Below are 23,313 nucleotides of genomic sequence, written 5' to 3' on the forward strand. Positions count from 1 at the left end.
ACCGGGGGTTGGTGCTTAGGCGGTTGGCTGCGCGTCAGCGGACCTGGCTGGATCCAGCGAGTACTGCGGTGTGTAGTCGGAACCGATGCCGCTGCGGGTCAGCCAGTCCCGCACAGCGGGCACCTGGGAGGCTGGATCGGCCACGATGGCCGCCGCGAAGTCGTCGAGCTTGAGTTCCTGCCCATTGAGGTCGAGCAGTCTGGGCTGCGAGGACCACGACAGCGCCCAGTAGGCAGAGCCGTGCTCGATCAATGCTGCCTCCAGCGCCCGGGCAATCACGTGGTCCAGCAGCCGAGCGTCGTCCGGCCAGCCTTCGACGTTGACCAGGGCCGCGCGCAGCTCTTCGGACTGGCCGCGCAGCATGGCCTCGAAGGCGGTGTCGAGATACGGATGCGGTGCGCCGGTCAGACGCTGCCCGAGCAAGGCGAGGTCGGCGGCGGGGTTGCGATTGCTCACCACATACATGCCGCGAGCGACGATGTCCTCCCAGGAGGCCGTCGGCATCGCCAGGGCTTCCTCGCTCAGGAACCATTCGGTGGCCTTCTGCGTCGCGCTGCTCGGATCGCGCAGCAGAACGATGGCAGGGCGCTCATCCGGCTCGATCTGCCGGTCGGGTTGACGCTCGATGTTGGCCAGTCGATCGGGCAGCGATGGATGGGAGTCATACGGCGAATGCTCCCGTTCTTCTGAGATCATCGCGGCCATCTCACGCTGCCGCACGGGATCGCTGACCAGAGAGTGGAAGCCGCCGAACATGTCTGCCGGACGGGCGTTCGCGGGACCGATGAGACGGGCGTAGTTCTCGATGAAGTAGCCCCACGCGGGCGCGAGACCATGAACCTTACGCAGCGCGCTCGATGCCGCGGCGCGGCCCGCGATGGCCACCGAGTGCTCGTCGGCCTCCAGCTCCTGCCGCCGGGATACCGACTGCGAAACGCGGAAGAAGAACTTGGCGTAACCGACAAATATCTTCCGGACGAGCGGGTGATTGTCGAGACCCTGGACGGTGGCGACCAGCGATGTGCGGCCCCGGTAGACGGGGGCGCCGAGGCGGGTGTGCGAGCCGCTGTAGTGCCCGAGCTCATGTCCGAGTATGGAGCGCATCTCATCCACGGTCATGGTGGTCAGCAGGGGCATGCCGATGTACATGCGCCGTCGGGTCGCCTTCAGGCCGAGGAATTTGGTGTCCTCGCTGACGGCCGCGTTGACGTCGCCGACGATGCGGATCTCATCCGGTGGTGCGGTCTGGACCTGCTCGGCCAGTTGGTCCACCGTCTGCCACAGCGCCGGCTCGTCGTCGGGGCTGACCGGGATACCGGGAGGTTCGCCCATCTGCTGCCTGGATACGACGACGAGTGCGCGGATCAGCGCGAAAGCGACCAGAGTGATGGCGATGGCGGCTTGGAGGCCTTGGCCGTCGCCGCGGACGATCAGCGCGACGTCGATGACGACGGCGGCAGCCACCACGAGGCCAACGAGTAAGTAGAAACCACCGAGCAGGGCCACCGCGACTAAAGCGCGGAGGGTTGTTCTCATAGGTATTAGCTCCTTGGTCAGTCAGAAGGCTGAGGAGTTTAGCAGCATTTGCTGCACCTGTAGCGAGCGGTCCGGCGGTGGGGCCGACCGCCCGTCGACTTCCGTTGACCGTAGGTGCTCAGCGCGCTGAGCTGTCACGCCATCCGGCGACGACAGCTGAGGCTGGACGGATCATTCAGGCGGAGTGTCCGGGTGGAGGCGGCGGCTCCCAGGCGCGCGGTGTGGACCGCGCCTCCGGGAACAGCAGATCCACGAAACGCGCCGCCGTCGGCTGCGGTTCGTGATTGGCGAGTCCTGGGCGTTCGTTGGCCTCGATCAGCACGTAGTCCGGCTCGTCGACCGACGGAACGATCATGTCGAGCCCGGTGACCGGGATGTCGATCGCCTTGCTGGCCGCGACGGCCGCATCCGCCAGTTCCGGATGCAATTGCCCCGTGACGTCGTGAATGGTGCCGCCCGTGTGCAGGTTCGCCGTACGCCGTACTCGCAGCGATTCCCCGTCGGGCAGGACGTGGTCGAGACTGTATCCGGCCGCCTTGACGGTGTTTTCGGTGATGTCGTCGAGAGGAATGGTCGACTCTCCGCCCGTCGCGGCCGCGCGTCGCCGGCTGTGGCGTTCGATCAGCTGGGCAATCGTGAGCCGGCCATTGCCGATGACGGTGGCCGGACGGCGCACCGCCGCGGCGACGACATTGTGCCCGATGACGACGATGCGCAGATCCTCACCCTCCACGCATTCCTCCAGGAGGACGTCGGGGCAATAGGTGCGGGCAAGCTCCACCGCTCGACGCAGGGATTCGGTGTCTTCGACACCGACGGTGATGCCACGGCCCTGTTCGCCCCTGGCGGGTTTCACGACGAGTTCGCCGACCTCGGACAGGAACTCTTCGTCGGCGGGGGAGTGGTCGGCGAGGCGGCCACGCGGAACGCTCAACCCAGCTCGTTCGAAGATCTTGCGGGTAATACGTTTGTCGTCGCACCGGCTCATCGCGACGGCCGTGGTCAGCTCCGACAGCGACTCGCGAGTCACGATCTTGCGCCCGCCGTGGATCAGGCGCATCTCGCCCCATTCGGGATCCAGGACCTCGACGATGATGCCACGGCGGCGGGCCTCGTCGGCGATGATCGTGGCGTAGGGGTTGAGCTCGGCCAGGTCGGCCTCGGGCTCGGGCACGAACAACGGCTCGTTGATGATGTTCTTCCGCTTGACCGCGAAGACCGGCACCCGGCGGAACCCGAGCTTCTTGTACAGCCGGATGGCCGGATCGTTGTCATGCATCACCGACAGGTCGAGGTGATCGCGTCCGCGCCCGATATACCGCTCGGCCAGAACTCGCACCAACGCTTCGCCCACCCCCGGAACCGGCGTCAGGGGGTCCACGGCGAGACACCACAGGCTGGTGCCCTGGTCGGGGTCGTCGAAGGCCAGAACGTGGTCGATCCCGGTCACGGTCCCGATGACCGCCCCGGTGTGTTCGTCCTTGGCGACCAGGTAGGTGAATGTGCGGGTGCGTTGGTTGGACCACATCAGGTCCGGGTCGGCCGGAACCATGTGCCGGGCGGCGTAGATGCGGTTCACCTCTTCGGCGTCACTCGCGTCGCTCATCGTGCTGACGACGACGCCGGGGATCAGTTCCCGACGCGGGCGATACCGGTGCAGCTCCAGCCGGTAGGTCATGGACGGGTCGATGAACAGCTCATCAGGGGCACGCGAGACCAGCACGTGTGGATCGGGCACGTACATGGCAATATCGCGGCGGCCTTCCTCCTCCGCCCGCAGGAGGTTGATCAGTTCGTCGTCGTCGTCGAAGGTCTGCGCGAACAACAGCCGCCCCCAGCCGCAGTCCATGGCGACATCGCGCCGCATGTCGCGCACCAAGTGCTCGGGCGTCTCCTGCCACGGCCGGCTCCACAGCGGCCGCCGTGGCTCGCTTGTTCCTCGGCGGCGGGCATCGGTCACGGCGTGCCTGTCTCGCCGAGGTGGGTCTGGAGCCACATTTCGAGCAGACCGAGCTGCCAGAGCCGGTTTCCGCGCAGCGGTGTCAGCTCGGCGTTCGGGTCAGCCAACAGCGTGTCCACGTATTGATCGTTGAACAAGCCGCGGTTGCGCGCCGCGGGCGAGTGCAAGGCGTCACGCACTCGGTCGAGATAAGCGCCGCGCAGGTACTTGAGCGCCGGCACCGGGAAGTATCCCTTCGGGCGGTCGATGACGTCGTGTGGCAGCACGCGCCGCCCGGCCTCTTTGAGCACGCCCTTACCTTCCTGGGCGAGCTTGTACTCCGGCGGGCACTGTGCGGCGAGTTCGACCAGCTCGTGGTCGAGGAACGGGACACGCGCTTCCAGGCCCCACGCCATGGTCATGTTGTCGACACGTTTGACTGGATCGTCGACCAACATGACCTGGGTGTCCAGTCGTAGCGCGGCGTCGACGGCGGTCTCGGCGCCGGGCCGCTTCATGTGCGCGGTGACGTACTCGAGGCTGACCGGAGAGTCGGTCAGGTGCTCGGGGCGAACGACCTGGCGCATCCCGTCGTGATCGCGGTCGAAGAACGCCTCGGCGTAGATCTCCACGGCCCTGGAGCGGTCGACGTTGGCCAGCGGCGGGTACCAGTGATAGCCGGCGAACACCTCGTCGGCGCCCTGACCGGACTGCACCACTTTGACGTGTTTACTGACTTCCTGGCTGAGCAAGAAGAAGGCGACGGCGTCGTGGCTGACCATCGGCTCGCTCATGGCCTGGATGGCGTCTTCGAGCGCCGGCAGCATGCGCTCTGTGCCGATGCGGATCTGGTGGTGCTCGGTGTCGAAGGTGCGTGCGACGACGTCGGAGTACTTGAACTCGTCGCCCTCTTCGCCGCCCACGGCATCGAAGCCGATGCTGAAGGTGTTGAGCCCGGTCTGGCCTTCTTCGGCGAGCAGGCCGACGACGAGGCTCGAGTCGAGGCCACCGGAGAGCAGCACGCCGACCGGGACGTCGGCGACCAGCCGCCGCCGGACCGCAACTCGTAGCGACTCGAGCACCGCCTCTTCCCAGTCAGTCTCGCTCCACCCGGACTTCTCCGGGTCGCGGGTGGCGGTCAGGTCCCAGAACAGGCGATCACGGCTGGTGCCGTCCGGCTCGATGATGCGAACCGTGGCCGGCGGGAGCTTCCGGACCCCGCGCAGGATGGTGTACGGCGCCGGGACGACGGCGTGCCAGGACAGGTAATGGTGCAGCGCTACTGGATCGATACTGGTGTCGATCCCACCGGAGCGCACCAGCGCCGGGAGGCTGCTGGCGAACCGGATCCGGCTGCTGGTCTCGGAGTAGTACAGCGGCTTGATGCCGAGTCGGTCGCGCGCGAGGATCAGCCGGCCGGTGTCGCGTTCGTGGATCGCGACGGCGAACATGCCCTTGAAATGGTCGACGAAGTTCTCGCCCCAGCGATGGTAGGCCTTCGCGATGACCTCGGTGTCCGACGTCGAGAAGAACCGGTATCCGGCCTTGGCCAGGTCCTCACGCAACTCTTTGTAGTTGTAGATACAGCCGTTGAAAGCGATGGTGAGGCCGAGTTCGGCATCGACCATGGGTTGGTGACCGTGCGAGGTCAGGTCGATGATGGAGAGCCGTCGGTGACCGAGGGCCAGTGACCCGTGGGCATAGGCCCCGTAATCGTCCGGGCCACGCGCCACCATCGCGTCGCACATCTGGGCCACCGCCGCCAGATCAGCGGAGCGGCCGTCGAACGTGTACTCGCCTGAGAGTCCGCACATGTAATTTGACCCTACACGTCGCCTTCCGGCCGTGACACGTGACCAGGTAACGGCGACGTGTCGAATCGGTGCTCCCTCCGATCCCTCAGCGCCACTTCGCGGGACGGTTGTACGTAGCACCCGGCACGGTGACGACGTCGGGCAGTTGAGCGGCTTTGATACGGCCTGCGCCGATGGTGAACGAGGCAGGCATAAGTGCGCGCAGATGTGCCGATGTTCGACGAGGTGGGAAAGCGGCCACGGCGAAGAGTTCGGGGTCGATGGACTGAGCCGTTCTGATTGCCGGAGCGAGATCACTGTCGGCGCTGATGAGTAGCGCGGTGGTCATGGCTTGACGGGCGGCGTCGGCCACGAGCGCGGTAGAGATGTTGACGTCTGTTTCCTTCTCCTCATAACTGGTCCAACTCATTCTGCACACGCGGCACATCATTTGTTTCCGCTGGTAGCGTCCATAGACAACCTCGAGCGTTGCGGGGTAGCTATTGGCGAGAGCCTTGATGTATGTGTCTTGGCGGGCCTGGCCATCAGGGTCGTCGAGCACGCTGGCGGTGAAGTACTTCACCGCCACCAAGCGATCGCGCGGCCGCAGCAGCCGGGCAAGGGCGACAAGATCAAGCCAGAGGTAGCGCCGGCCCCATTTCTCGTGGATGCCGTGGTAGAGGTTGAAACCATCCACGTAGACGATGAGATCCGACACTTGCCCTCCTCGATCTTGTGCCGATGATTGTTACACCGAGGACTGACAAGCTTGCATGTATTTGCGTCTAGTTGCTCTAGACAGATCCGGTTGATTGCCTAGTTGACCCAAACTGCCCAACTTGACTTGCTCATTCTGCGGAGGTGCCCTACGCTGGTCGTAGACCCCACCACGCTTCAGCGAGCGTGGCCCGACGGCCCTCTTCGGAGGGCCGTTTTTGTATGACAGGGGGCTTGGTGATGCTCGGCGCGATGAACCCGACTGTCGATACCAGAGTGCGCTTGACTCGGTGGCGGTCCTTGTAGCCGGAGCCACGTGGACCGCCGCCACGAGCTGATCACCAGGTGTAGAACTCGCTGAAGGTCTGGCCGCCGTCGGTGGAAACGACGATCGACTGACCCAGCGCCACATACACCTCGCCGTCCGGCGCAACCGTCATCGCCTGCGGACGCTCATCCAGGTCGGCGCCCGCTTCCCAGGTTTCGCCTCCGTCGGCGCTGCGATGAACCGCCCCGTCCGGCCCTACGCCGACGAGCTGGTCGGGTTGCGGCCAGTCGATGAGCATGATGATGGGCGCGTCGTCGAGGACGTCGAACTGGGCGCCGCCGTCGGCGCTGAGCGCGGGCCCGTCCTCGGTGGTGACGATCACCGACTCGGCGTCCTCGGGGCTGATGGCGACGTCGGCCATGGCGAGTTGACCCAGCCGTTCCCAGTCTTCATGGTCATCACTGCGCATGAGCTCAGCCGTCGCGCTGTCGAATCCGTAGACCACGCCGTGCTTGGCGTCGAGCGCATGGAAGTCGACCTCACCCATGAGCGATACCTCGTCCCACGTCTGGCCTCCGTCGGTGCTCTCGAGCAGCCCGAGATTGGCCGGCAGATCGGTGCGGCTGTTCGGATGGCCGCTGGCCAGGAAGCTGTCGGTGTCGACCACGGTGAAACCCATGAAGTCGTGGTCGTCGTCGCTCACCTCTGTGGCTTGGTCCTCGGCAACGGTGAACAAACCGTAGTGGGTGGCGACGTAGAGGACGTCGTCGGCAACACCGAGCCCGTGGATGTGACCGAAGTCGCTCTCAGCGGCGTCCGCGGATTGGCCGGAAGCCGACTCATCATGGTCGTGATCGTCGTCGCCGCCGCAGCCGCCAAGGAGGAGTCCGGCCGCGACAGCGGCGGCCAGGCCCGTCGGACGGCGTCGCGCGTTCACGATGGGACCTCCTCGAGAAGATCGCGCATCAGGTCGATCTCCTCCCGCTGGACCTCGATGATCTCTGCCGCCAACTCCTCGACCTCGGCATCGGAACCGTCGGCGAGAACAGTTTCCGACATGCTGATGGCGCCTTCATGATGCTCGATCATCATCGTCAGCCACATCCGGTCGAATTCCGCGCCGGAGGCGTTCTCGAGCGCTGCCATCTCCTCGTCGCTCATCATGCCCTCCATGCCGGAGGTGTCGCCATGCCCGGCGTGTGGATCGTCTGGGTCCGGGACGTCCTCACCCCAACTCTCGAGCATCTCCGTCATTTGATCGATCTCCGGCTGCTGAGCTGCCTGAATCTCATCGGCAAGCGTGCGTAGTTCGGGCATGTCGCTACGTTCCGGAACGAGCTCCGACATGTCGACGGCCTGGACGTGGTGCGGGATCATGCCCTGGGCGAACTCGACGTCGGCCGCGTTGTGTCCTGCCTCTTCGCCGCTCGTCGCGCTGTCGTTCGCGGTGCCGTCGAGGGCATCGTCGTCATTCCCGCAGGCGGTGAGCCCGACGGCGGCGGTGAAGGCTAGCCCGGCGATGACGGACACAGCCTTGGTAGGTGTGCTGAGTTTGTTGTTACGCATTAGATGTCCTTCGATTCTGCTGGTGTTGAGCGGTTGCCTGGCGACGGTCAGACCCATGGAAGGCGTGCTCGGCAGCCAACTCAGAGTGGGCGATTGCCGCCGTGCCGCTGGGCACGCCGGTGGTATCGAGCAACAGGGGTCTGAGCGGTGGCCTCTAGGTCCGCATCACGCCGAGCGACAGCAGAAGCGCGAAGCCGTGCGGACGACGAGGCGGCCGCAGCAGTGCGGTGTTCCATCCGGCGCGACGCGTGAACCGGGATGTTGCCGCCCGAAGCCATGGGTTGGTCAGCAGCCATGTGCCCAGCGCCATGATGATGGCGCTCAGAATGGCGAGGCAGAGATGCAGAAGATGGTCATGGTCAGACGAGTGGCCAGCGCTGTTTGACGAGGACGACGCGGCCGTGGTGCCGGTGCTGTGGGCGGCGGGTTCATCGTGTGCAGCGCCGTGCCGGGTCTCGTCGTGAAGCGAAGGAGCATGCTGACCGACCATTGCCGCGGCGGAGTGCGACGATGGCGCGGGACCGGCGAGCTGGTGCATGGCCACCACGCCCAGTGACAGCGCGCCGATCAGCAGCAATAACACTGCATGACGGTGCCTCCGCGGCGGCATTCTCCCCACGAGATCCGAGCATACCCACGGCCGGCGGCGCCACCCACGTCAACACGTTGTCGCGTTACGCCCGGATCGAGACCCTTCCGTGTTGATCATGGGCAAGTGCAGGGATCGAGTCGCTGCAAGGGTGTTTTCGCCCATGATCAACGAGCAGGGTGGCGGAGCGCCGCGACGGCGAGCTTCGCCGCGTGGGCGATCGAGGCGTCGGCGCTGGGCAAAATCAGCCGGCCGCGTGTCGAGAGGGTGAACACAGCGATCGCATATGCCTCCCCATTGGGATACTCGACGACGCCGCACTCGTGCCGCAGCGCGACGAACGTCCCTGTCTTGCCGGACACGACGACGTCGTCGAACGGGAACGCGGCGGCCAGCCGTTGGGTCCAGACCTGCTGAGCCATCACCGAGCGGAGGAAGGCGCACTGTTCGCTCGATGCAGCCCTGTCTTGCCAGACGGCTTCGAGCAGCTTGGTCATGTCGAGGCACGTTCCTACGTTGTTGGCTGCGCGCCCGGCGTCGAAGGTGCTGAGTTCGGACAGCGTCGCCGCGTTTTGAACGTGCCGGATGGCTTCGTCGAGCGACGCGCTGCCGAAGTCGTCGACCAGGGACGCATACAGATCACGAGTGCCGCCGACGACGCGGGTCGCTGTGAGGCCGATGTCCGCGAGCATCGCGCTGATCCGGCTCGCCCCGACGAGGTCGAACAGGGCATCGGCGGCCGCGTTGTCGCTGACGGTCATCATCGATCGCACCGCGTCCCGCCAGGACAACGTGACCGGATCGGTCATCGCCGCGATGCCGGTCGACCCCGGAGTGCGTTGCGCCGGATCGAATGTGGTGGTGGCGAGCGGGTCGATCTCGCCTGCGTCGACCATGCGGGCGAAGGCAACCGCCAACGGCAGTTTGAACACCGAGGCGAGCACCACTTGTTCGTCCGCCTGGAAGCTGACCTCGCGGCTTCGGTCGTGCAGGTCTGTGGCATGCAGACAACCGAAGACACCGGCGTCTTGGAAGGATCGCTCGATCTTCGCGATGGTGGCCCCGGTCATTTTGTCACCCGGCTTCTGGTTGGTTCAGGATGGCGTCGACGGCAGTTCGGACACGGCCCGTGGCGGCCGGTCCGCGGAACGCCGGCCGGTGGTGTCATCGCCTCGAACTAGTGTGTGGACGATCGCCGTGGGCAGCTGAGCGATCGGCGGGCGGAGCGCTCCCCGCCAGGCCAGTCGGAGGAGCAGGCTCAGCGGTTGATCCTGGATCGGTACAACGACGCTGCCGTCGCTGGCGACCTCGCCCGGGCTGTCGGTCGTGAAGCTGACGCACCTGCCGGAGGCGACCAAACCACGGATGACGCGGTCGTCGGAAACCTCGTGCAAGGTCTCAGGTAGGAAGCCGTGTCGCTCACAGGTGCTTATGAGGTCGTCATGTGCGGCCGGAGTCTGATCGCGGGGTGGCAGTGCGAGAGCGTGACCGGCGAGTTCTCCCAATCTGACGCGTCCGGCCCGAGCGGCCGGGTGTTCGGCAGGCAGTAGACAGTTCAACGTGACGTTCACCTGCGGGCCCAGAGTGAGGCCGCGTACGGCGGCCGGCTCGCGGAGCACTCCGACATCGGCGCGTGCATGGAAAAGGTCGTGGATCTGATCGGGTGTCGCTTGCTCGCTGATGTCGACATCGGCCTCCGGTGCGCTCCGGCGGCAGGCGGCAAAGAGTGCGGCATAGTGGCCCGAGCCCAGGCCAGGTGACACGCGCACGGAGATCCGCGGCTTCGCCGGCTCTTCCTGGCGGCGTGCGAGCAACCGGAGCTGTTCGACCTCGTCCAGCACCCGGTGTGCCGCCGGCAGTAGGGCATTCCCGGCCTCGGTCAGCGTGACCCCCTGGCTGCCTCGGTCGCACAGGCGTACCCCGAGTTCCGTTTCGAGACGTTTGAGCCCCTGTGACAAGGGTGGCTGGCGGATCCCCAGCCGTTGCGCGGCCTGCCCGAAATGCCGCTCATGGGCGATGGCGGTGAAGTACTCCAGATGCCGGACCAAGTCCATGAAGAGGAACGATATTCGAAATCGATGGGAAGGAGGGTGATATCCATATTGGACCCGAGGCGTCGTCGCGTGTTTGGGTCGTGAATCGTGAGGCGCACATGGGGGTTGTGGGGCACGGCGGTGCTCGGTGTGGCGACTGCCGTCACGTTGATCGTCGCGCACGTCATGAGTGAACGAGCCTCGGTCGAAGGACTCGAAACATGGGGCGATATTGCCTTCCTCGACGACTACGCCGAGAACCTGGGCATCGTGATGGGAAGGGCGCGAGGACACAGCAGCGACCCCGAGGCGTTCGCACGGAGAGTCGATGGCCCAGGGCCGGATGTCGAGATTCTGAAGCTGTCCGGGGCGACGCACGAAGGCGGGGCCGAGATCGTCCTGCGGCTGCGCAGACATCGGCCCGAGCGCCAGGGCTGGAGCTGGATGCCGCCGGGCAACGCGGACACCTACGAGATCAGTGCTTGCTATCGGTGGGTGTTCGGCGCACCTGACGGTCGCGAGGGTCCGGAACGGCTCAGGAAGTGCCCGGACAATCCGGTGATCCACCTCGGCCCTCCTCCCGTGGTCCCCGCGATCCCGGGTGGTTTCCCCGATCGGCTGGAAGCCGATCTGAGGTTGCTGAACGCTGCTGACAGGGAGTCCGAGTCTGCGGTTGCGCGCACGGTACGGTCGACCTACGGCGAGGCAGCCGATGCTGCCCTCGACGTGCCGGGGACGCACCCTGACGAGATATTGAACAGCAATGATGTTCTAGCAGGAGATGACTGGTTAGTGACCGTGGACAATGCGATCGGAATAGCAATAGGCCAGGACAGGGAGTGCGTGCTTGGCCGAGTCACCGCACATGAGGTGAGGGTGTGGCATCCGCCGCGCATCGCCCTCGAGCGCGGTGAGATCGGCTGCTCGGCGAGCTGGGCAGCGCGGGGCGGTGAGCTATGAGCGTCCCAACACACCTCGGAACCCGCCGGATGCGGGGCATGGCCATCGCGGGTATCGCCTCGACGGCGCTCATTCTGTCGTCGTGCAGCGGCGACCCGCCCGACCCGGACCCGGCGGCCGAAGCAGTGGCCGAAGCGCTCGTCTCGGGAGAGTTCGGGGGCGTCGCATTGGCGGGTGCAGCTGCCAGTGACGTCGAGGCCGAGTTCGAAGAGATCGTCGAAGGCATGGGCGGGCTGACCAGGTCGGTCGACGTCCGGGCCATCGTGGCCGATGAGGAGCTCGAGGACGCGTGGGCCGTCACGTATGACGTCTCATGGAATCTGAGTGGTGACACCAACGGGACAGGCGGGGAAGCGAACGGCGACGACGCACCCCCGGACGACGAGCCGGACGACGCGGATGAGACGGACGACGCATCGGAAGAAGACGGGGAAGACGACCCCGGCGAAGATGACAGCGAGGCGAGTGCGTCCGTCGAGTGGTCTTACTCCACCACGGCGCGGCTGATCCTCGACGACGAGGGCGAGGATGAGCAATGGCGCACGGAGTGGGCGCCGTCGCTACTGCACCCCGACCTGGAGTCCGGTGACCGGCTCCGGCTGCGCCGCCAATCCGCCGAACGGGCCGAGATCTTTGGCGCGGGCGGGTCGGTCCTGGTGACTGACCGTGATGTGTTCCGCATCGGCATCGACAAGACCAAGTTCGACGACGGCACCAGTGAAGGCGACATGGTTGCTGCCGCGGAAGCGCTGGCCGACGTCGTCGGCGTTGATCCCGAGGGCCTTGGGGAGCGCGTCCGGGCGACGGGTGACCAAGCCTTCGTCGATGCCGTGACCCTGCGGCAGACCGATGTGGGCTCGATACTCAACGACATCGAAGACATCGACGGCGCCGTGGCATTACCGGACACCATGCAGCTCGCGCCGACTCGCGAATTCGCGCGGCCGATTCTGGGCACGGTCGGCGACGCGACAGCGGAGATCGTCGAGGAATCCGAAGGACGTATTCAAGCTGGCGACCTGGTAGGCACGTCCGGTCTGCAGCGTCAGTACGACGAACGGCTAAGGGGCACACCGGGGCTTCAGATACAGATCGTGCCGAGCGACGGCGACCCGTCGACCGTTCACGAGAACGAGCCCGAAGCGGGAGAGGACCTGGTCACCACCCTCAGCATCGACTTGCAGATGTATGCCGAAGATGTGCTGTCCGACGTGGGGCCGCCGAGCGCGATCGTCGCCGTCCAGCCGTCGACGGGTCATGTCTTGGCTGCGGCCAGTGGGCCCGGCAGCGAGGGCTACTCCACTGCCACGCTGGGACAGTACGCTCCTGGCTCGACCTTCAAAGTCGCCACGGCGCTGGCGTTGCTCCGCGCCGGGCTGACACCGGACAGTTCGGTCGAGTGCCCGGACACCATCAACATCGACGGCCGCGAGTTCGGCAACTACAGCGCCTACCCGGAGAGTGCCCTTGGCGAGATCACCCTCCGCACGGCGCTGGCTGAATCGTGCAACACCGCCTTCATCGGTCTGAACGGCGAAGTGCCGCAGAGCGCGCTCGCTGAGGCGGCCAATTCGCTGGGGCTTGGGCTGGGCAACGAGAACGAGCTGGGCTACTCGGCCTTTCTCGGATCCGCGCCAGACGAGGCCGACGGCACCGCGCATGCCGCTTCGATGATCGGTCAGGGCGAGCTGCTGGCTTCACCGCTGGCGATGGCGACCGTCGCGGCGTCGATCTCCGCCGGAGAGACGGTGGCGCCACGCCTCGTCGAGGGGGCCGGCGAGACGGACCCCGAACCGTCTGTTCCGTTTGATGACGACGAGGCGGAGCAACTGCGCGACATGATGTACGCGGCGGTGGACAGCGGGAGCGCGACTTTCTTGCAGAGTGTCCCCGGTGAGCGAGTGGGGGCCAAGACCGGCACGGCTGAGTACGGCACGGACAGTCCGCCGCGCACTCATGCCTGGATGATCGCTATTCAGGGTGACTTCGCCGTCGCCGTGTTCGTCGAGGACGGTGACTCCGGGTCGCAGACGGCTGGTCCGTTGCTCGAAGAGTTCCTCAGCGGGATCTGAGTTGCCGACTTCGATACCGCCAGGTGGAGTTTGCGGCCGGAAACCGGCCCGGAACCCCTCTGGCGGTATCGAAGTCGGCTCGAAATTCGGCTAGCTGACGGGCTGGTTGATCGCGCTCAGCAAGTCGGCGAACCACGGGGTGGCGGGGTCGAACGCCTTGCCGCCCTTGACTCGCTCGAACTCGATGGCGCGCAGCCGTCCACCGTGCTCTTCGTCGTGCCCGATCAGGCCGCCTTCGCGGCGTAGCGCACACTCGACCGCATAATCGGTGCAGCTCTTGATCAGCCGAAGGTCGTCGGCGTTGGCCGCGGCGGACCGGCTGTAGTATCCGCTCTTCTCCACGCGGACCTTCTCCGCGCCGAGCCGCGCGGCGAATTGCTTGGCGAACCACTCACCCGGATTGACTTTGTCCAGCTTGACGTGGCCGAACGGGTCGCGGGGGACTTCCTGCCCGGATGCCTCCAGCTCGGCGACGATCTCCTCGACCCCGGCGCCCTCGGACAAGAAGATGGTGGCGCAGCCGATCTCGTCCATGATGGCGCGCAGCCGGCCGGCCTCGGCATCGATGTCGAGCTCGAGTTCCGGCACGTAGACGGCGTGCACATCCCAGCGTCGCGGATCGACACCGATCTCCGGCGCCCATTCCTGAGTAGCCAGCCAGGACCGGTAGGCGCGTGCGGTGGCAGCGGTGAGCCAGCCGCAGTGGCGGCCCATGACCTCGTGGATCACCAGGTGGCGCGGATTGGATGTGTTCTCGGTGACGACGTTCTGTGCGTACCGTGCGCCTTGCTCGGCCGCGGTCCATGCCCCGAGGCTCTGGCGCACGGGGATGATGTCGTTGTCGACGGTCTTCGGCAGGCCGACGACGGTCAGCTGGTACTCATGACGAGCGAGGAACGCCGCGAGGTCGGCGGCAGTGGTGTTGGTGTCGTCGCCGCCGATGGTGTGCAGGACGTCGACGCCGTCGCGCTCCAGTTGCTCCGCGGCGACCTGCAACGGGTCCTGACCCTCGGCCACTAGACCGCGCTTGACCGCATCTTCGACGTTGGTGAGTTTGACGCGGCTGTTGCCGATCGGGCTTCCGCCGAATCGGTGCAGCCGGTGGGCAGTGGCACGGATCTCGGGCGTGATCGTGACCGAGCGGCCGGTAAGAAGCCCTGCGTAGCCATCGAGGTAGCCGATGATCTCGACGTCCGGCGCGATCTCGGTGTAGCGCTCGATGAGGCCGCCCACAGCAGACGAGAGACAGGGTGCCAAGCCCCCTGCGGTCAGCATCGCGACTTTACGAATCGGCTGTTCAGGCATGGTTTTGACCTTTCCGCACACACTTCCCGCGCATTCAAGATGTTGGCGACGCATCACGCCGTCGTGCTGCGGTCCCATGCAACCCTATCTAAGGTGCCGATTCGCCGGACACTGCGTTGCGTCCTGCAGAGTGTGGCTCCCGGCGCACGCCGTGCAGGACGCAGCGCAACGTCCTGCGAACAGTCCGGAACGTGGGATGTTTCGGCCAAATGACGGAAGACCCCTTACTCTTGGCCGGGTGACGTCGCATGCCGATCCCGACCTGTTCGCTGAGCTGACCGCTGAACTGAGTGGCTTCCCTGCCGCACAGCAGCCGGACTGGCCGGATCGTGGCGCGGTCGATCAGGCGGTATCTGAGCTTCGGGCCATGCCTCCTCTGGTGTTCGCCGGTGAATGCGACCTGCTCCGCGAGCGGTTGGCCGCGGTCTCGCGCGGCGAGGCATTCTTGCTGCAAGGCGGCGACTGCGCCGAGACCTTCGACGGGGTCACCGCGGACAACGTTCGCAACAAACTCAAGACGCTCCTGCAGATGGCTGTCGTGCTGACATATGCCGCCAGCATGCCGGTGGTGAAGGTCGGGCGGCTGGCCGGCCAGTTCGCCAAGCCGCGTTCCAAGCCGACTGAGATCCGCGACGGCGTCACGCTGCCGGCCTTCCGCGGCGATATCGTCAACGGTTTCGAGTTCTCTGAGAGCAGCCGCACCCCGGATCCAGCACGGATGGTGCGCGCCTACCACGCTTCGGCAGCGACACTGAACCTGACCCGCGCGTTCGTCGGAGGTGGCTTCGCCGACCTTCACCAGGTACACGCGTGGAACACCGACTTCGTCCGCTCGTCACCAGCCGGTCAGCGCTACGAGCGGTTGGCTGGCCGCATCGACCAGGCGTTGCGCTTCATGCGCGCCATCGAGGTCGAGTCGGAGAACGTCCACAAGGTCGAGCTCTACTCCAGTCACGAAGCGCTGCTGCTTGACTACGAGACCGCGCTGACCAGGGTTGATTCACGTACCGGTCAGCCGTACGACGTCTCCGGCCACTTCGTCTGGGTGGGAGAGCGCACCAGGCAGCTCGACGGCGCCCACCTGGAATTCGCGTCCCGGATCCGCAACCCGATCGGGGTGAAGGTCGGGCCCACAACGTCGCCCGACGACCTGATGGCCCTCGCGGAGAAGCTGGATCCGGACCGTGAGCCTGGTCGGCTGACCTTCGTCTCCCGGATGGGCGCCAAGGCGATACGCGACGGTCTGCCGCCATTGATCGAGAAGGCGATTGCCAGCGGTCTCGTGGCGTCGTGGATATGTGACCCGATGCACGGCAACACCTACGAGGCTCCGAGCGGGCACAAAACCCGGCGTTTCGACGACGTGATGGACGAGGTGCGTGGCTTCTTCGAGGTTCATCGCACTTTGGGCACTCACCCGGGCGGGCTGCACGTCGAGCTCACCGGCGACGACGTCACCGAGTGTGTCGGCGGCGGGGATCCCATTGCCGAGGACGGCTTGCACAGCCGCTACGAGACGGTGTGCGATCCACGGCTGAACCGCACCCAGTCTCTGGAACTTGCCTTCCTCGTCGCCGAACTGCTCGACACCGCGCGCTGAAGCCTGCCCGCCGACGCGTGCGGCAAGCTGGTCCCAGTGCTTCTCGCCGAGCCTCGTCAGTAGCGCATGCCCATCGCGTCCTGAACGTCAGCGAGTGTCCGGTTGGCGACGTCGTTGGCGCGCTCGCTCCCGGCGCGCAACACGTCGCGGACGAGTTCCGGATGGGCGGCGAGCTCAGCGCGTCGTGCCCGGAGTGGTCGCAGGTGTTCGTTGACGGCTTCGGTGACCACGCGTTTGAGGCCGCTGGCGCCGCTGTCGCCGACCTCCATGGCCAGCTCGGCCGGGTCCGAACCACCGCACAACGCCCCCATGAGCAGCAGACTGGCGACCTCGGGCCGCCGCTCGGGCTCGAAGGTGATCAGCCGTTCGCTGTCAGTGACTGCGCGCCGGATGAGGTCCGCGGTCTCGTCCTCGCCGGCGCTGAGGGCGATGCCGTTGCGGCGGCTCTTGCTCATCTTCCGGCCGTCGACGCCGAGCAGCGTCGGCGCCGGCGACAGTAGCCCTTGTGGTTCGGCGAACAGCGAACGCCCGGCGGAGAAGCGCTCGTTGAACCGGCGGGCCAGTAGCCGTGCCTGTTCGATGTGCGGCAATTGGTCCGCGCCGACGGGCACCAGGTTGCCATGACAGAACAGGATGTCGGCGGCTTGGTGCACCGGATAGGTCAGGAGTAGGCCGCTGATGGAGCGGATGCCGGCTGCCTCGGCCTCATCCTTGACCGTTGGATTCCGCTGCATCTCGGCGACGCTGGTGAGCGCCAGGAACGGCAGTAGCAGCTGGTTGAGGGCCGGCACCGAGCTGTGGGTGAAGATGGTGGTTCGCTGGGGATTCAGACCGGCAGCGAGGTAGTCGAGGACGACCTCGTGCACGGTGGTCGCGATGCTGGCTGGAAGGTGGCGGTCGGTGATGACCTGATAATCCGCGATCACCACGTAGGTCTCCACGCCGAGTGCCTGTAGCTCGACCCGATTGCGTAGTGTCCCCAGGTAGTGCCCAATGTGCAGCGGGCCCGTGGGGCGATCGCCGGTCAGCACGCGGTAGCGTTCCGGAAATGTCTGGACGTCGCCGGGATCAGCCAGCAGGGTCTCACGGATGATCGCCGGGTTCACGGTGTTCGTCATGGTTCTGCTCCTTGGATGAGGAGCCGCCGACGACGGGCCAGCCGATGAGGTCGTGACGATGAAATTTCTCGGCCGCCTGCGACGGCGGCCGATGGGTGTGCTCGGGTCGGGCCGCCGGTTAGGGCAGCCACCACCAAGAGGCGAGCACAGTAAACGTCACGTCCAGCAGTATGTCATGCCACCACCCTTCTCGGTGATCGTCAGTGCGTTGTGGCTGCTGACCGCAGTGCAAATTGGGGCAAAATGCGCCGCGCGACGACCACAACGCACTGACGATCACCGAAAGGGGCGCGAACTGGCTGACGATCAGCGACGGCTGAAGAGACCGGTCGGATCATGCTGCTTTCGCAGCGCGATGAGCCGCTCGAAATTCGCCCCTAACGACGCGCGCAGCACTTGTTCTCCCTCCTCGTAGAAGCCGGGGAAGTTCAGGTACTCCGCGCCCGTGGAGTACGCGCTCATCGCCTGGTGCGCGTTCCTCGCCCACTGGATGTTCGCGTTGTCGTCGTCGGGACTCTCCCAGTTGGCCTCGATCCCGAGCAGGAACGGCGCGGAACGATCCCCGAATGCGGTCTCCTCGGCGCCCACCCGGCTGAACGCGCCGCCGAGCTGCCAGATATCGAGGGTCGAATGTGGCGACGGGCTTGCCTCATTGATCTTGGTCAGCAAGCCGAGGGCGTCGTCGTCAAGCCCGGTGAGGTACAGCGACTTCCAGTAGTAACGCAGCTCGTGTGCTGGGTAGTCGTCGTCGAAGGCTCGCTGAGCGTCGAGGTACGGGATGACGTCGCTGAGATCGGCGATCGGATTGCCGAAGTCGCGCAACGGCGCGAGGTCGTGACGTGCCTCAGCGGAGTCGCCCAGATGCATCGCGGCAAACGTGACCACGGGCGTGTGATGGTACTCGGCCGGGATCTCGTCGAGCGCGGGCGCGTGCCACAGGATCGCGAACGAGCTGACCTCGTCCGGTGCTGTGCTGGCCCACTCACGGTAGTTTCGCAGCGCGCTCTGGGCGTCCTGCCAAGTGTGGAAGACGAGGGCGAACGATACGTCTGGCCCGACGGGATAGGCGTGATATTCGAACGACGTCACGGCGCCGAGGCCGCCTCCGCCTCCACGCAAGCCCCAGAGCAGTTCTGGGTTCTCGGTTTCACTGACGTGCAACCGCTCGCCGGCTGCCGTGATGACGTCCGCGGCGGCCAGATTGTCCGAACTGGTTCCGTAGGCGCGGCGCAGCCACCCGATTCCACCGGCCAGCGTCAGCCCGGCAATACCCGTCTGGCTGACCAGGCCCAACGGAACGGCCAGGCCGGCAGCTTGAGAAGCGCGGTCCACGTCGCCGATCGTCGCGCCGCCCTGCGCCCGGACTCGGCGGCGAGCAGCGTCGACCTGCACTTCCCTCATCCGGGACAGATCGACGACGATCCCGTCGTCAGGTACCGCGGTGCCCGCCACGTTGTGGCCGCCACCGCGCACGGACAGCGGCATAGCGTGCTGGCGTGCGTAGGCGATCGCGGTCGCGACGTCGTGGGCGTTGGCACAGCAGATGATGAGCGCCGGACGACGGTCGATCATGCCGTTCCAGACGGCTCGCGCGTCGTCGTACGCGGCATCACCGGGGCGGATCAGCGTGCCATGAAGTCGAGCTTCGAGATCCTGGGTTGGGGTCACGTCAAACCTGCCTTCTGCCGACCCCAGCGGTCACTGACAGCCGTGGCGCAGCTCCGTCGTGATCGGGGTGTCGTAGTGAGCACCGCTGGTCGGTGCGGACGCTGTGGACGCTACGCAGTTCCGCGGCGGCCGCTCATCGAGAGGATCATGTAACTGCCAGCTTGGGTGCATGGTCAGAATTCACCATGCGCGCGCCCGTCGAGAGCTTGTCGCCCCTGTTGAAGTAGGTGTTCAGCTGGACGATGGAGGAAACCAGGCGCGCTGCGTGGCGGAGTGTTAGGCGAGGTGGTGTTCGTATGCGAACGACGCCGCAGCGGACCGGGACGTGACATCCAGCTTGCGGAAGATGTTGCTGACGTGCCGGGCGACGGTATGTTCGCTGATGACAAGCTCTGTGGAGATCTCCCGGTTGGACTTGCCATGGGCCACGAGCTGGAGCACTTCGACCTCCCTGGACGTCAGCCCATGCGGCTTGCCGGAACCGTGACCGAGTAGTGAAACGGCCCGCGCGACACCGGGCGCCGCGCCCAGCCGCTCGAAGGTGGCCTTGGCCGTTTCGAACTCCAGTCGCGCGGTCTCGTCGTCGGCGGACTCGCGTGCAGCCACGCCGAGCATCAGGCGAACTTCGGCGGTCTCGTATGGGCAGGAGAGCTCCCGGAACCGGTCGCACGCACCGCGCAGAACAGGCAGCGCGTTGGCAATGTCGTGCTTGGAAAGAAAGACGGCGCCTTGTGCCATCTCGGCAAGCGCCCGGAGGTATGGAGCGCGGTTCGCGGTTGCGAGCTCCTGGAGTTCGTCCGCGGAGCCGGTCGCGGCGTCATGATTGCCTAGTGCCAGTTCGGCGTCAACGCGTGCCGAGAGCACACGAGCCCGGCGTACCGGCGTGAGCGAGCCGCTCGCGAGAGCCAGCCGGAGTGCGGCCGCGGCGTCTCGTGCCTCGCCCTTGGCCAGTCGTAGTAATGCCAGGCCCGGCTGCGGAGCACGTCCGAGTTCGTGGGCGCGCCGGAACGCGTCTTCGGCACTGGCATAGTCGCCCCTGCGGCGGCGGATCTCACCAGCGAGGTATTGCCCTTCGGCGACCAGATAGTCACCGAAGGGCGCGAGTTCTTCGGCAGCCCGGAGCACTTCCTGCTCGGCGGCCGACCATTCGCCGTGCAGTGATTGGACCTCACTTCGATGTAGCCGGCACAGGCCCGGATACCAGCTGTCCTGGCCTTTCGCCTCACACCATCGCACCGCCAGATCGGTCCATTCCGACGCCCGGCGCAGCTCTCCGAGTTCTTGACACGTGTAGAGCAGCAGGCAGCAGATCCAGCCCATCGCGAAAGGCGTGAGCTCGTTCCCGAGGGTGACAGCCATAGCTTCGTCGAGGCACGCCAGCCCTGCGGCGACATCGCCGCGGACGGTGAGTATGCGCCCTTGAGTAGCCAGGCCCAGGGCTTCGAGATCACCCTCGTTGAACTGACGGCCAGCGTCGCCGGCCCGACGGGCACTGGTCAGGGCGTCGTCCAAGTTGCCGTTGTAAAGCGCCCAGTCCGCGTCGGCGAGTGCCACATAGCGGCCCTCGATGAGGTCTGGAACCTCGAGCGCGTGCCGGTGGGCGCGCTGGAGCCAGCCGCTGGCTGCCGAGGTTTCGTCGAGATCGAAGTAGCTGTAGAACAGTCTCCACGCGGTGATGGTCGCGCGCCTGGAATCGTGCGCCTCTCGGTGCTTGCGGTAGCCGACCTGTCGTGCGGCGATCGACTCGCGTGGGCGGCCGAGCCAGAAGGCCGCGTCGGAGAGCGCCTCGAGATCGTCGGCCCCGAGTATCTCGGGATCGATGCCGCCGAGGCGATCGTAGATCTCGGTCCAGAAGGCGTGTTTCGCCGGCGTCGATGACCGCCCCGACCCGGTGACCTGGCTCACAATCGCCCCCAGCCCCTGCACATCAGCTCATCCGGCGCGGCGGTCCGTGCGCACGCCGTGGCCAAGATGCGCTACCGAATCATACTGCACCACCAGGTTTGACTACGTGATCTTCGAGCCAGGTGTTCAGCGGCTGCGCCGTGCGCAAGAACTGGACGACACGCTTCTTCGCCGAGGCAGTGCCCAGCCACGCCGCAACCGGCCACTGTTTCCACGCCACCAAACCTTTGTGACGCAGCAGATCAACCCGTGGATGGTCGCGCGGGTAGCCGCGAGGCGCGGTCTTCAGCCGCCCGTGGCCGGTGATCTCGATGCCGTGTCCGGTGAGGTCGGCGACGACGCTGGCCAGTTCCGCACCACGGCGGTCGTCGTCGACGGCATGTCGGTAGCGGGCAAGTTGCTCGGCATCCATCACATACATTCCGCTACCGGCAGCGAGCCCGTCGGCCGACAGCTGGACGTAGCCCCCGCGCTCGAGCGTAGCGCCGATGGCGGTCTTGTACGGGGACTTGTCGGCGCTGAACCGGACGTCGCGATGGGGACGGAAGATCTTGCCGGTGCCGAATTCGGCTTCGAGCTCGGCCAGGAGCTGCACCATGGGCTCGCGCACGTCACGGTCGAAGACCGCTTTGTTGGCCGTCCAGTATGCGCGCGAGTTGTCCGCCTCGAGGCCCTCGTAGAATTCCAGCGCCTCGGCGGGCCAGCCATTGAATGCCACGGTCACCATCCCCGGAAGGCACTTTTCGTGCCGTATGACGCCCTGATCTGTCGAACTGCACTTTACGTGCCGGCCGGCGCTTTAGGTGAACTGGCTCTGCCTGAGAGCTGGCCCTACAACCTCCGGTGATCGTGAGTGGATTGTGGCTGTTCAACCTAGGTGCAAAGGGGGCGAATCGGACTGATTTACAGCCACAATCCACTCACGATCACCGGAGGGGGAGCGTGGCGAGCCGGCCGGCGAGTGGGGCCAGGTGCCTATTGCCGGGAGCCAGGCGCCTATTGCCGGGACCCAGGCACCCATGGCCGGGACTAAAGTGGCGACTGTGACATCTGGTGTGATCGATCTGCGTAGCGACACCGTCACTCGTCCGACGGCGGGGATGCTGGCGGCCATGGCTTCGGCCGAGACCGGTGACGACGTCTACGGCGAGGACCCCACGGTCAACGCCCTGGAGGAGCAGGTAGCCGACGTGCTCGGCCATGAAGCCGCCCTGTTCACCGTGACGGGTTCGATGGCCAACGTTCTCGGCGTCAGTGTGTGGGCCGCTCCCGGAAAAGAGGTTCTGTGTGAGGCGGAGGCTCATATAGTCCGGGCCGAGCAGGGGGCACATGCCGCATTGAACGGCGTCACGACGCGGACCTGGAGTCACCCCGGCGGCCTGGTGGACCTCGACGCGGTCGGGCGGATGATGGTTCCCGACGCTGGCCCGTACCTCGTTTCCACCGCAGCGATCGCCGTCGAGAACACTCACAATTTCGGCGGCGGGTCCGTTCAACCGCTCGCTGACCTGCGAGCGCTCCGAGCGCTGGTGAGCGGCACCGGCGTCCGGCTGCATCTCGACGGCGCCCGCTTGTTCAACGCCCAGGCGGCAACCGGCGTCTCGGTCAAGGAGATCTCCGCACCGTTCGATACCGTCTCCATCTGCCTGTCCAAGGGGCTTGGTGCACCCGTGGGGTCGGTGCTGGCCGGGCCGGCCGACGCGATCGCTGAGGCGCGCTTGCGGCGCAAGCGGCTGGGCGGAGGCTGGCGGCAGGCCGGAGTGCTTGCGGCGGCCGGCCGGTACGCACTCGACCATCACGTCGAGCGGCTGCATGAGGATCACGCGCATGCGCGGCTCATTGCCGAGCTGGTGGCGGACGCCGACAATGCCGTGGTCGATCCCGCCGGCGTCGAGACGAACATCATCGTGCTGAACGTGGGGGAGTCTGCGCAGCGGCTGGTTGCCGAGGCTCGCGCGGCCGGCGTGTTGACCGGCATGGTGGGCCCCGGGCTGGTCCGGCTGATCACGCATCTCGACGTGAACACTGCCCAGGCCCGCAAGGCCGGCGAGATCCTGGCAGATTTGATCCGCACCCCCTGATTCCACACGCCGCTCCCGGTGATCGTCAGTGCGTTGTGGTTGCTATGCGGTCCGATTCGCCCCGGTTTAGCGCCACCGTGACGACCACAGCGCACTGACGATCACCGGGAGTGGGTGCGGGGAAGTCCGTTATTTGAGATGTCCTGTATCAGCTATTGACCCC

18 protein-coding genes are annotated in these 23,313 nt (G+C 66.1%); 4 read left to right on the top strand and 14 right to left on the bottom strand.

The genetic code is table 11. The features are described 5' to 3' along the window. Nucleotides 1-15: 15 nt before the first annotated feature. The 9 genes from F7O44_RS09530 to F7O44_RS09570 all read right to left on the bottom strand — a co-directional run bounded on the left by F7O44_RS09530 (nucleotide 16) and on the right by F7O44_RS09570 (nucleotide 10,462). Nucleotides 16-1,536, bottom strand: coding sequence for a M48 family metallopeptidase (locus F7O44_RS09530; RefSeq protein WP_162449957.1), 1,521 nt, complete (start codon nucleotides 1,534-1,536; stop codon nucleotides 16-18). Nucleotides 1,537-1,711: 175 nt separating this feature from the next. Next, a complete protein-coding gene (gene ngg, locus F7O44_RS09535; protein WP_162449958.1) occupies nucleotides 1,712-3,403 on the bottom strand; it encodes an N-acetylglutaminylglutamine synthetase in 1,692 nt (563 codons plus the stop codon). 89 nt (nucleotides 3,404-3,492) lie between these two features. Beyond that, nucleotides 3,493-5,289, bottom strand: coding sequence for an N-acetylglutaminylglutamine amidotransferase (locus tag F7O44_RS09540; RefSeq protein WP_162449959.1), 1,797 nt, complete (start codon nucleotides 5,287-5,289; stop codon nucleotides 3,493-3,495). A gap of 85 nt (nucleotides 5,290-5,374) precedes the next feature. Continuing rightward, nucleotides 5,375-5,986, bottom strand: a complete 612-nt coding sequence (locus F7O44_RS09545) for an NYN domain-containing protein (RefSeq protein ID WP_162449960.1) — start codon at nucleotides 5,984-5,986, stop codon at nucleotides 5,375-5,377. 337 nt (nucleotides 5,987-6,323) lie between these two features. Further along, nucleotides 6,324-7,190: a F510_1955 family glycosylhydrolase gene (locus tag F7O44_RS09550; RefSeq protein ID WP_222851217.1), complete on the bottom strand. Its 867-nt coding sequence runs from the start codon at nucleotides 7,188-7,190 to the stop codon at nucleotides 6,324-6,326. Beyond that, a complete protein-coding gene (locus F7O44_RS09555) occupies nucleotides 7,187-7,819 on the bottom strand; it encodes a DUF305 domain-containing protein (RefSeq protein ID WP_162449961.1) in 633 nt (210 codons plus the stop codon). The genes F7O44_RS09550 and F7O44_RS09555 overlap by 4 nt, the downstream gene beginning before the upstream one ends. A gap of 154 nt (nucleotides 7,820-7,973) precedes the next feature. Continuing rightward, nucleotides 7,974-8,402, bottom strand: coding sequence for a DUF6153 family protein (locus F7O44_RS09560; protein ID WP_162449962.1), 429 nt, complete (start codon nucleotides 8,400-8,402; stop codon nucleotides 7,974-7,976). A gap of 173 nt (nucleotides 8,403-8,575) precedes the next feature. Then, a complete protein-coding gene (locus tag F7O44_RS09565) occupies nucleotides 8,576-9,478 on the bottom strand; it encodes a serine hydrolase (RefSeq protein ID WP_162449963.1) in 903 nt (300 codons plus the stop codon). Nucleotides 9,479-9,502: 24 nt separating this feature from the next. After that, nucleotides 9,503-10,462 carry a LysR family transcriptional regulator gene (locus F7O44_RS09570; RefSeq protein ID WP_162449964.1) on the bottom strand — a complete coding sequence of 320 codons (960 nt, stop codon included), beginning with the start codon at nucleotides 10,460-10,462 and terminating at the stop codon, nucleotides 9,503-9,505. 87 nt (nucleotides 10,463-10,549) lie between these two features. Between F7O44_RS09570 and F7O44_RS09575 the strand changes: the two genes are divergently transcribed. Both F7O44_RS09575 and F7O44_RS09580 read left to right on the top strand, forming a co-directional pair. Then, the gene (locus tag F7O44_RS09575; RefSeq protein WP_162449965.1) at nucleotides 10,550-11,401 is read left to right on the top strand and encodes a hypothetical protein; all 852 of its coding nucleotides are present in this window, start codon (nucleotides 10,550-10,552) and stop codon (nucleotides 11,399-11,401) included. Then, complete coding sequence (locus tag F7O44_RS09580) at nucleotides 11,398-13,473, top strand: penicillin-binding transpeptidase domain-containing protein (RefSeq protein ID WP_162449966.1); 2,076 nt, start codon at nucleotides 11,398-11,400, stop codon at nucleotides 13,471-13,473. The genes F7O44_RS09575 and F7O44_RS09580 overlap by 4 nt, the downstream gene beginning before the upstream one ends. 90 nt (nucleotides 13,474-13,563) lie before the next feature. Here F7O44_RS09580 and F7O44_RS09585 read toward each other — a convergent pair whose 3' ends face one another. Further along, nucleotides 13,564-14,778, bottom strand: coding sequence for a pyrophosphate--fructose-6-phosphate 1-phosphotransferase (locus F7O44_RS09585; RefSeq protein WP_162449967.1), 1,215 nt, complete (start codon nucleotides 14,776-14,778; stop codon nucleotides 13,564-13,566). 238 nt (nucleotides 14,779-15,016) lie between these two features. On the opposite strand from F7O44_RS09585, the gene F7O44_RS09590 reads away from it, so the two are divergent. Further along, the gene (locus F7O44_RS09590; protein WP_343073847.1) at nucleotides 15,017-16,378 is read left to right on the top strand and encodes a class II 3-deoxy-7-phosphoheptulonate synthase; all 1,362 of its coding nucleotides are present in this window, start codon (nucleotides 15,017-15,019) and stop codon (nucleotides 16,376-16,378) included. A 56-nt stretch (nucleotides 16,379-16,434) separates the two neighbouring features. Here F7O44_RS09590 and trpS read toward each other — a convergent pair whose 3' ends face one another. From trpS to F7O44_RS09610, 4 genes are all read right to left on the bottom strand, one after another. After that, nucleotides 16,435-17,496 (bottom strand): tryptophan--tRNA ligase, encoded by a 1,062-nt coding sequence (gene trpS / locus F7O44_RS09595; protein ID WP_162449969.1) that lies wholly within the window; start codon nucleotides 17,494-17,496, stop codon nucleotides 16,435-16,437. Between the two features lie 306 nt (nucleotides 17,497-17,802). Beyond that, on the bottom strand, nucleotides 17,803-19,164 hold the full coding sequence (locus tag F7O44_RS09600; protein WP_222851218.1) for an FAD-binding oxidoreductase: 1,362 nt from the start codon (nucleotides 19,162-19,164) through the stop codon (nucleotides 17,803-17,805). A gap of 276 nt (nucleotides 19,165-19,440) precedes the next feature. Beyond that, nucleotides 19,441-21,090, bottom strand: a complete 1,650-nt coding sequence (locus F7O44_RS30190) for a LuxR C-terminal-related transcriptional regulator (protein WP_343073848.1) — start codon at nucleotides 21,088-21,090, stop codon at nucleotides 19,441-19,443. A 58-nt stretch (nucleotides 21,091-21,148) separates the two neighbouring features. Then, on the bottom strand, nucleotides 21,149-21,796 hold the full coding sequence (locus tag F7O44_RS09610; protein ID WP_162449971.1) for a DUF2461 domain-containing protein: 648 nt from the start codon (nucleotides 21,794-21,796) through the stop codon (nucleotides 21,149-21,151). Nucleotides 21,797-22,112: 316 nt separating this feature from the next. On the opposite strand from F7O44_RS09610, the gene F7O44_RS09615 reads away from it, so the two are divergent. Then, nucleotides 22,113-23,150 (top strand): threonine aldolase family protein, encoded by a 1,038-nt coding sequence (locus tag F7O44_RS09615; protein WP_222851219.1) that lies wholly within the window; start codon nucleotides 22,113-22,115, stop codon nucleotides 23,148-23,150. Nucleotides 23,151-23,313 lie beyond the last annotated feature (163 nt).

Origin of the sequence: Phytoactinopolyspora mesophila (assembly GCF_010122465.1) — a bacterium.
GTDB classification, from domain to species: domain Bacteria; phylum Actinomycetota; class Actinomycetes; order Jiangellales; family Jiangellaceae; genus Phytoactinopolyspora; species Phytoactinopolyspora mesophila.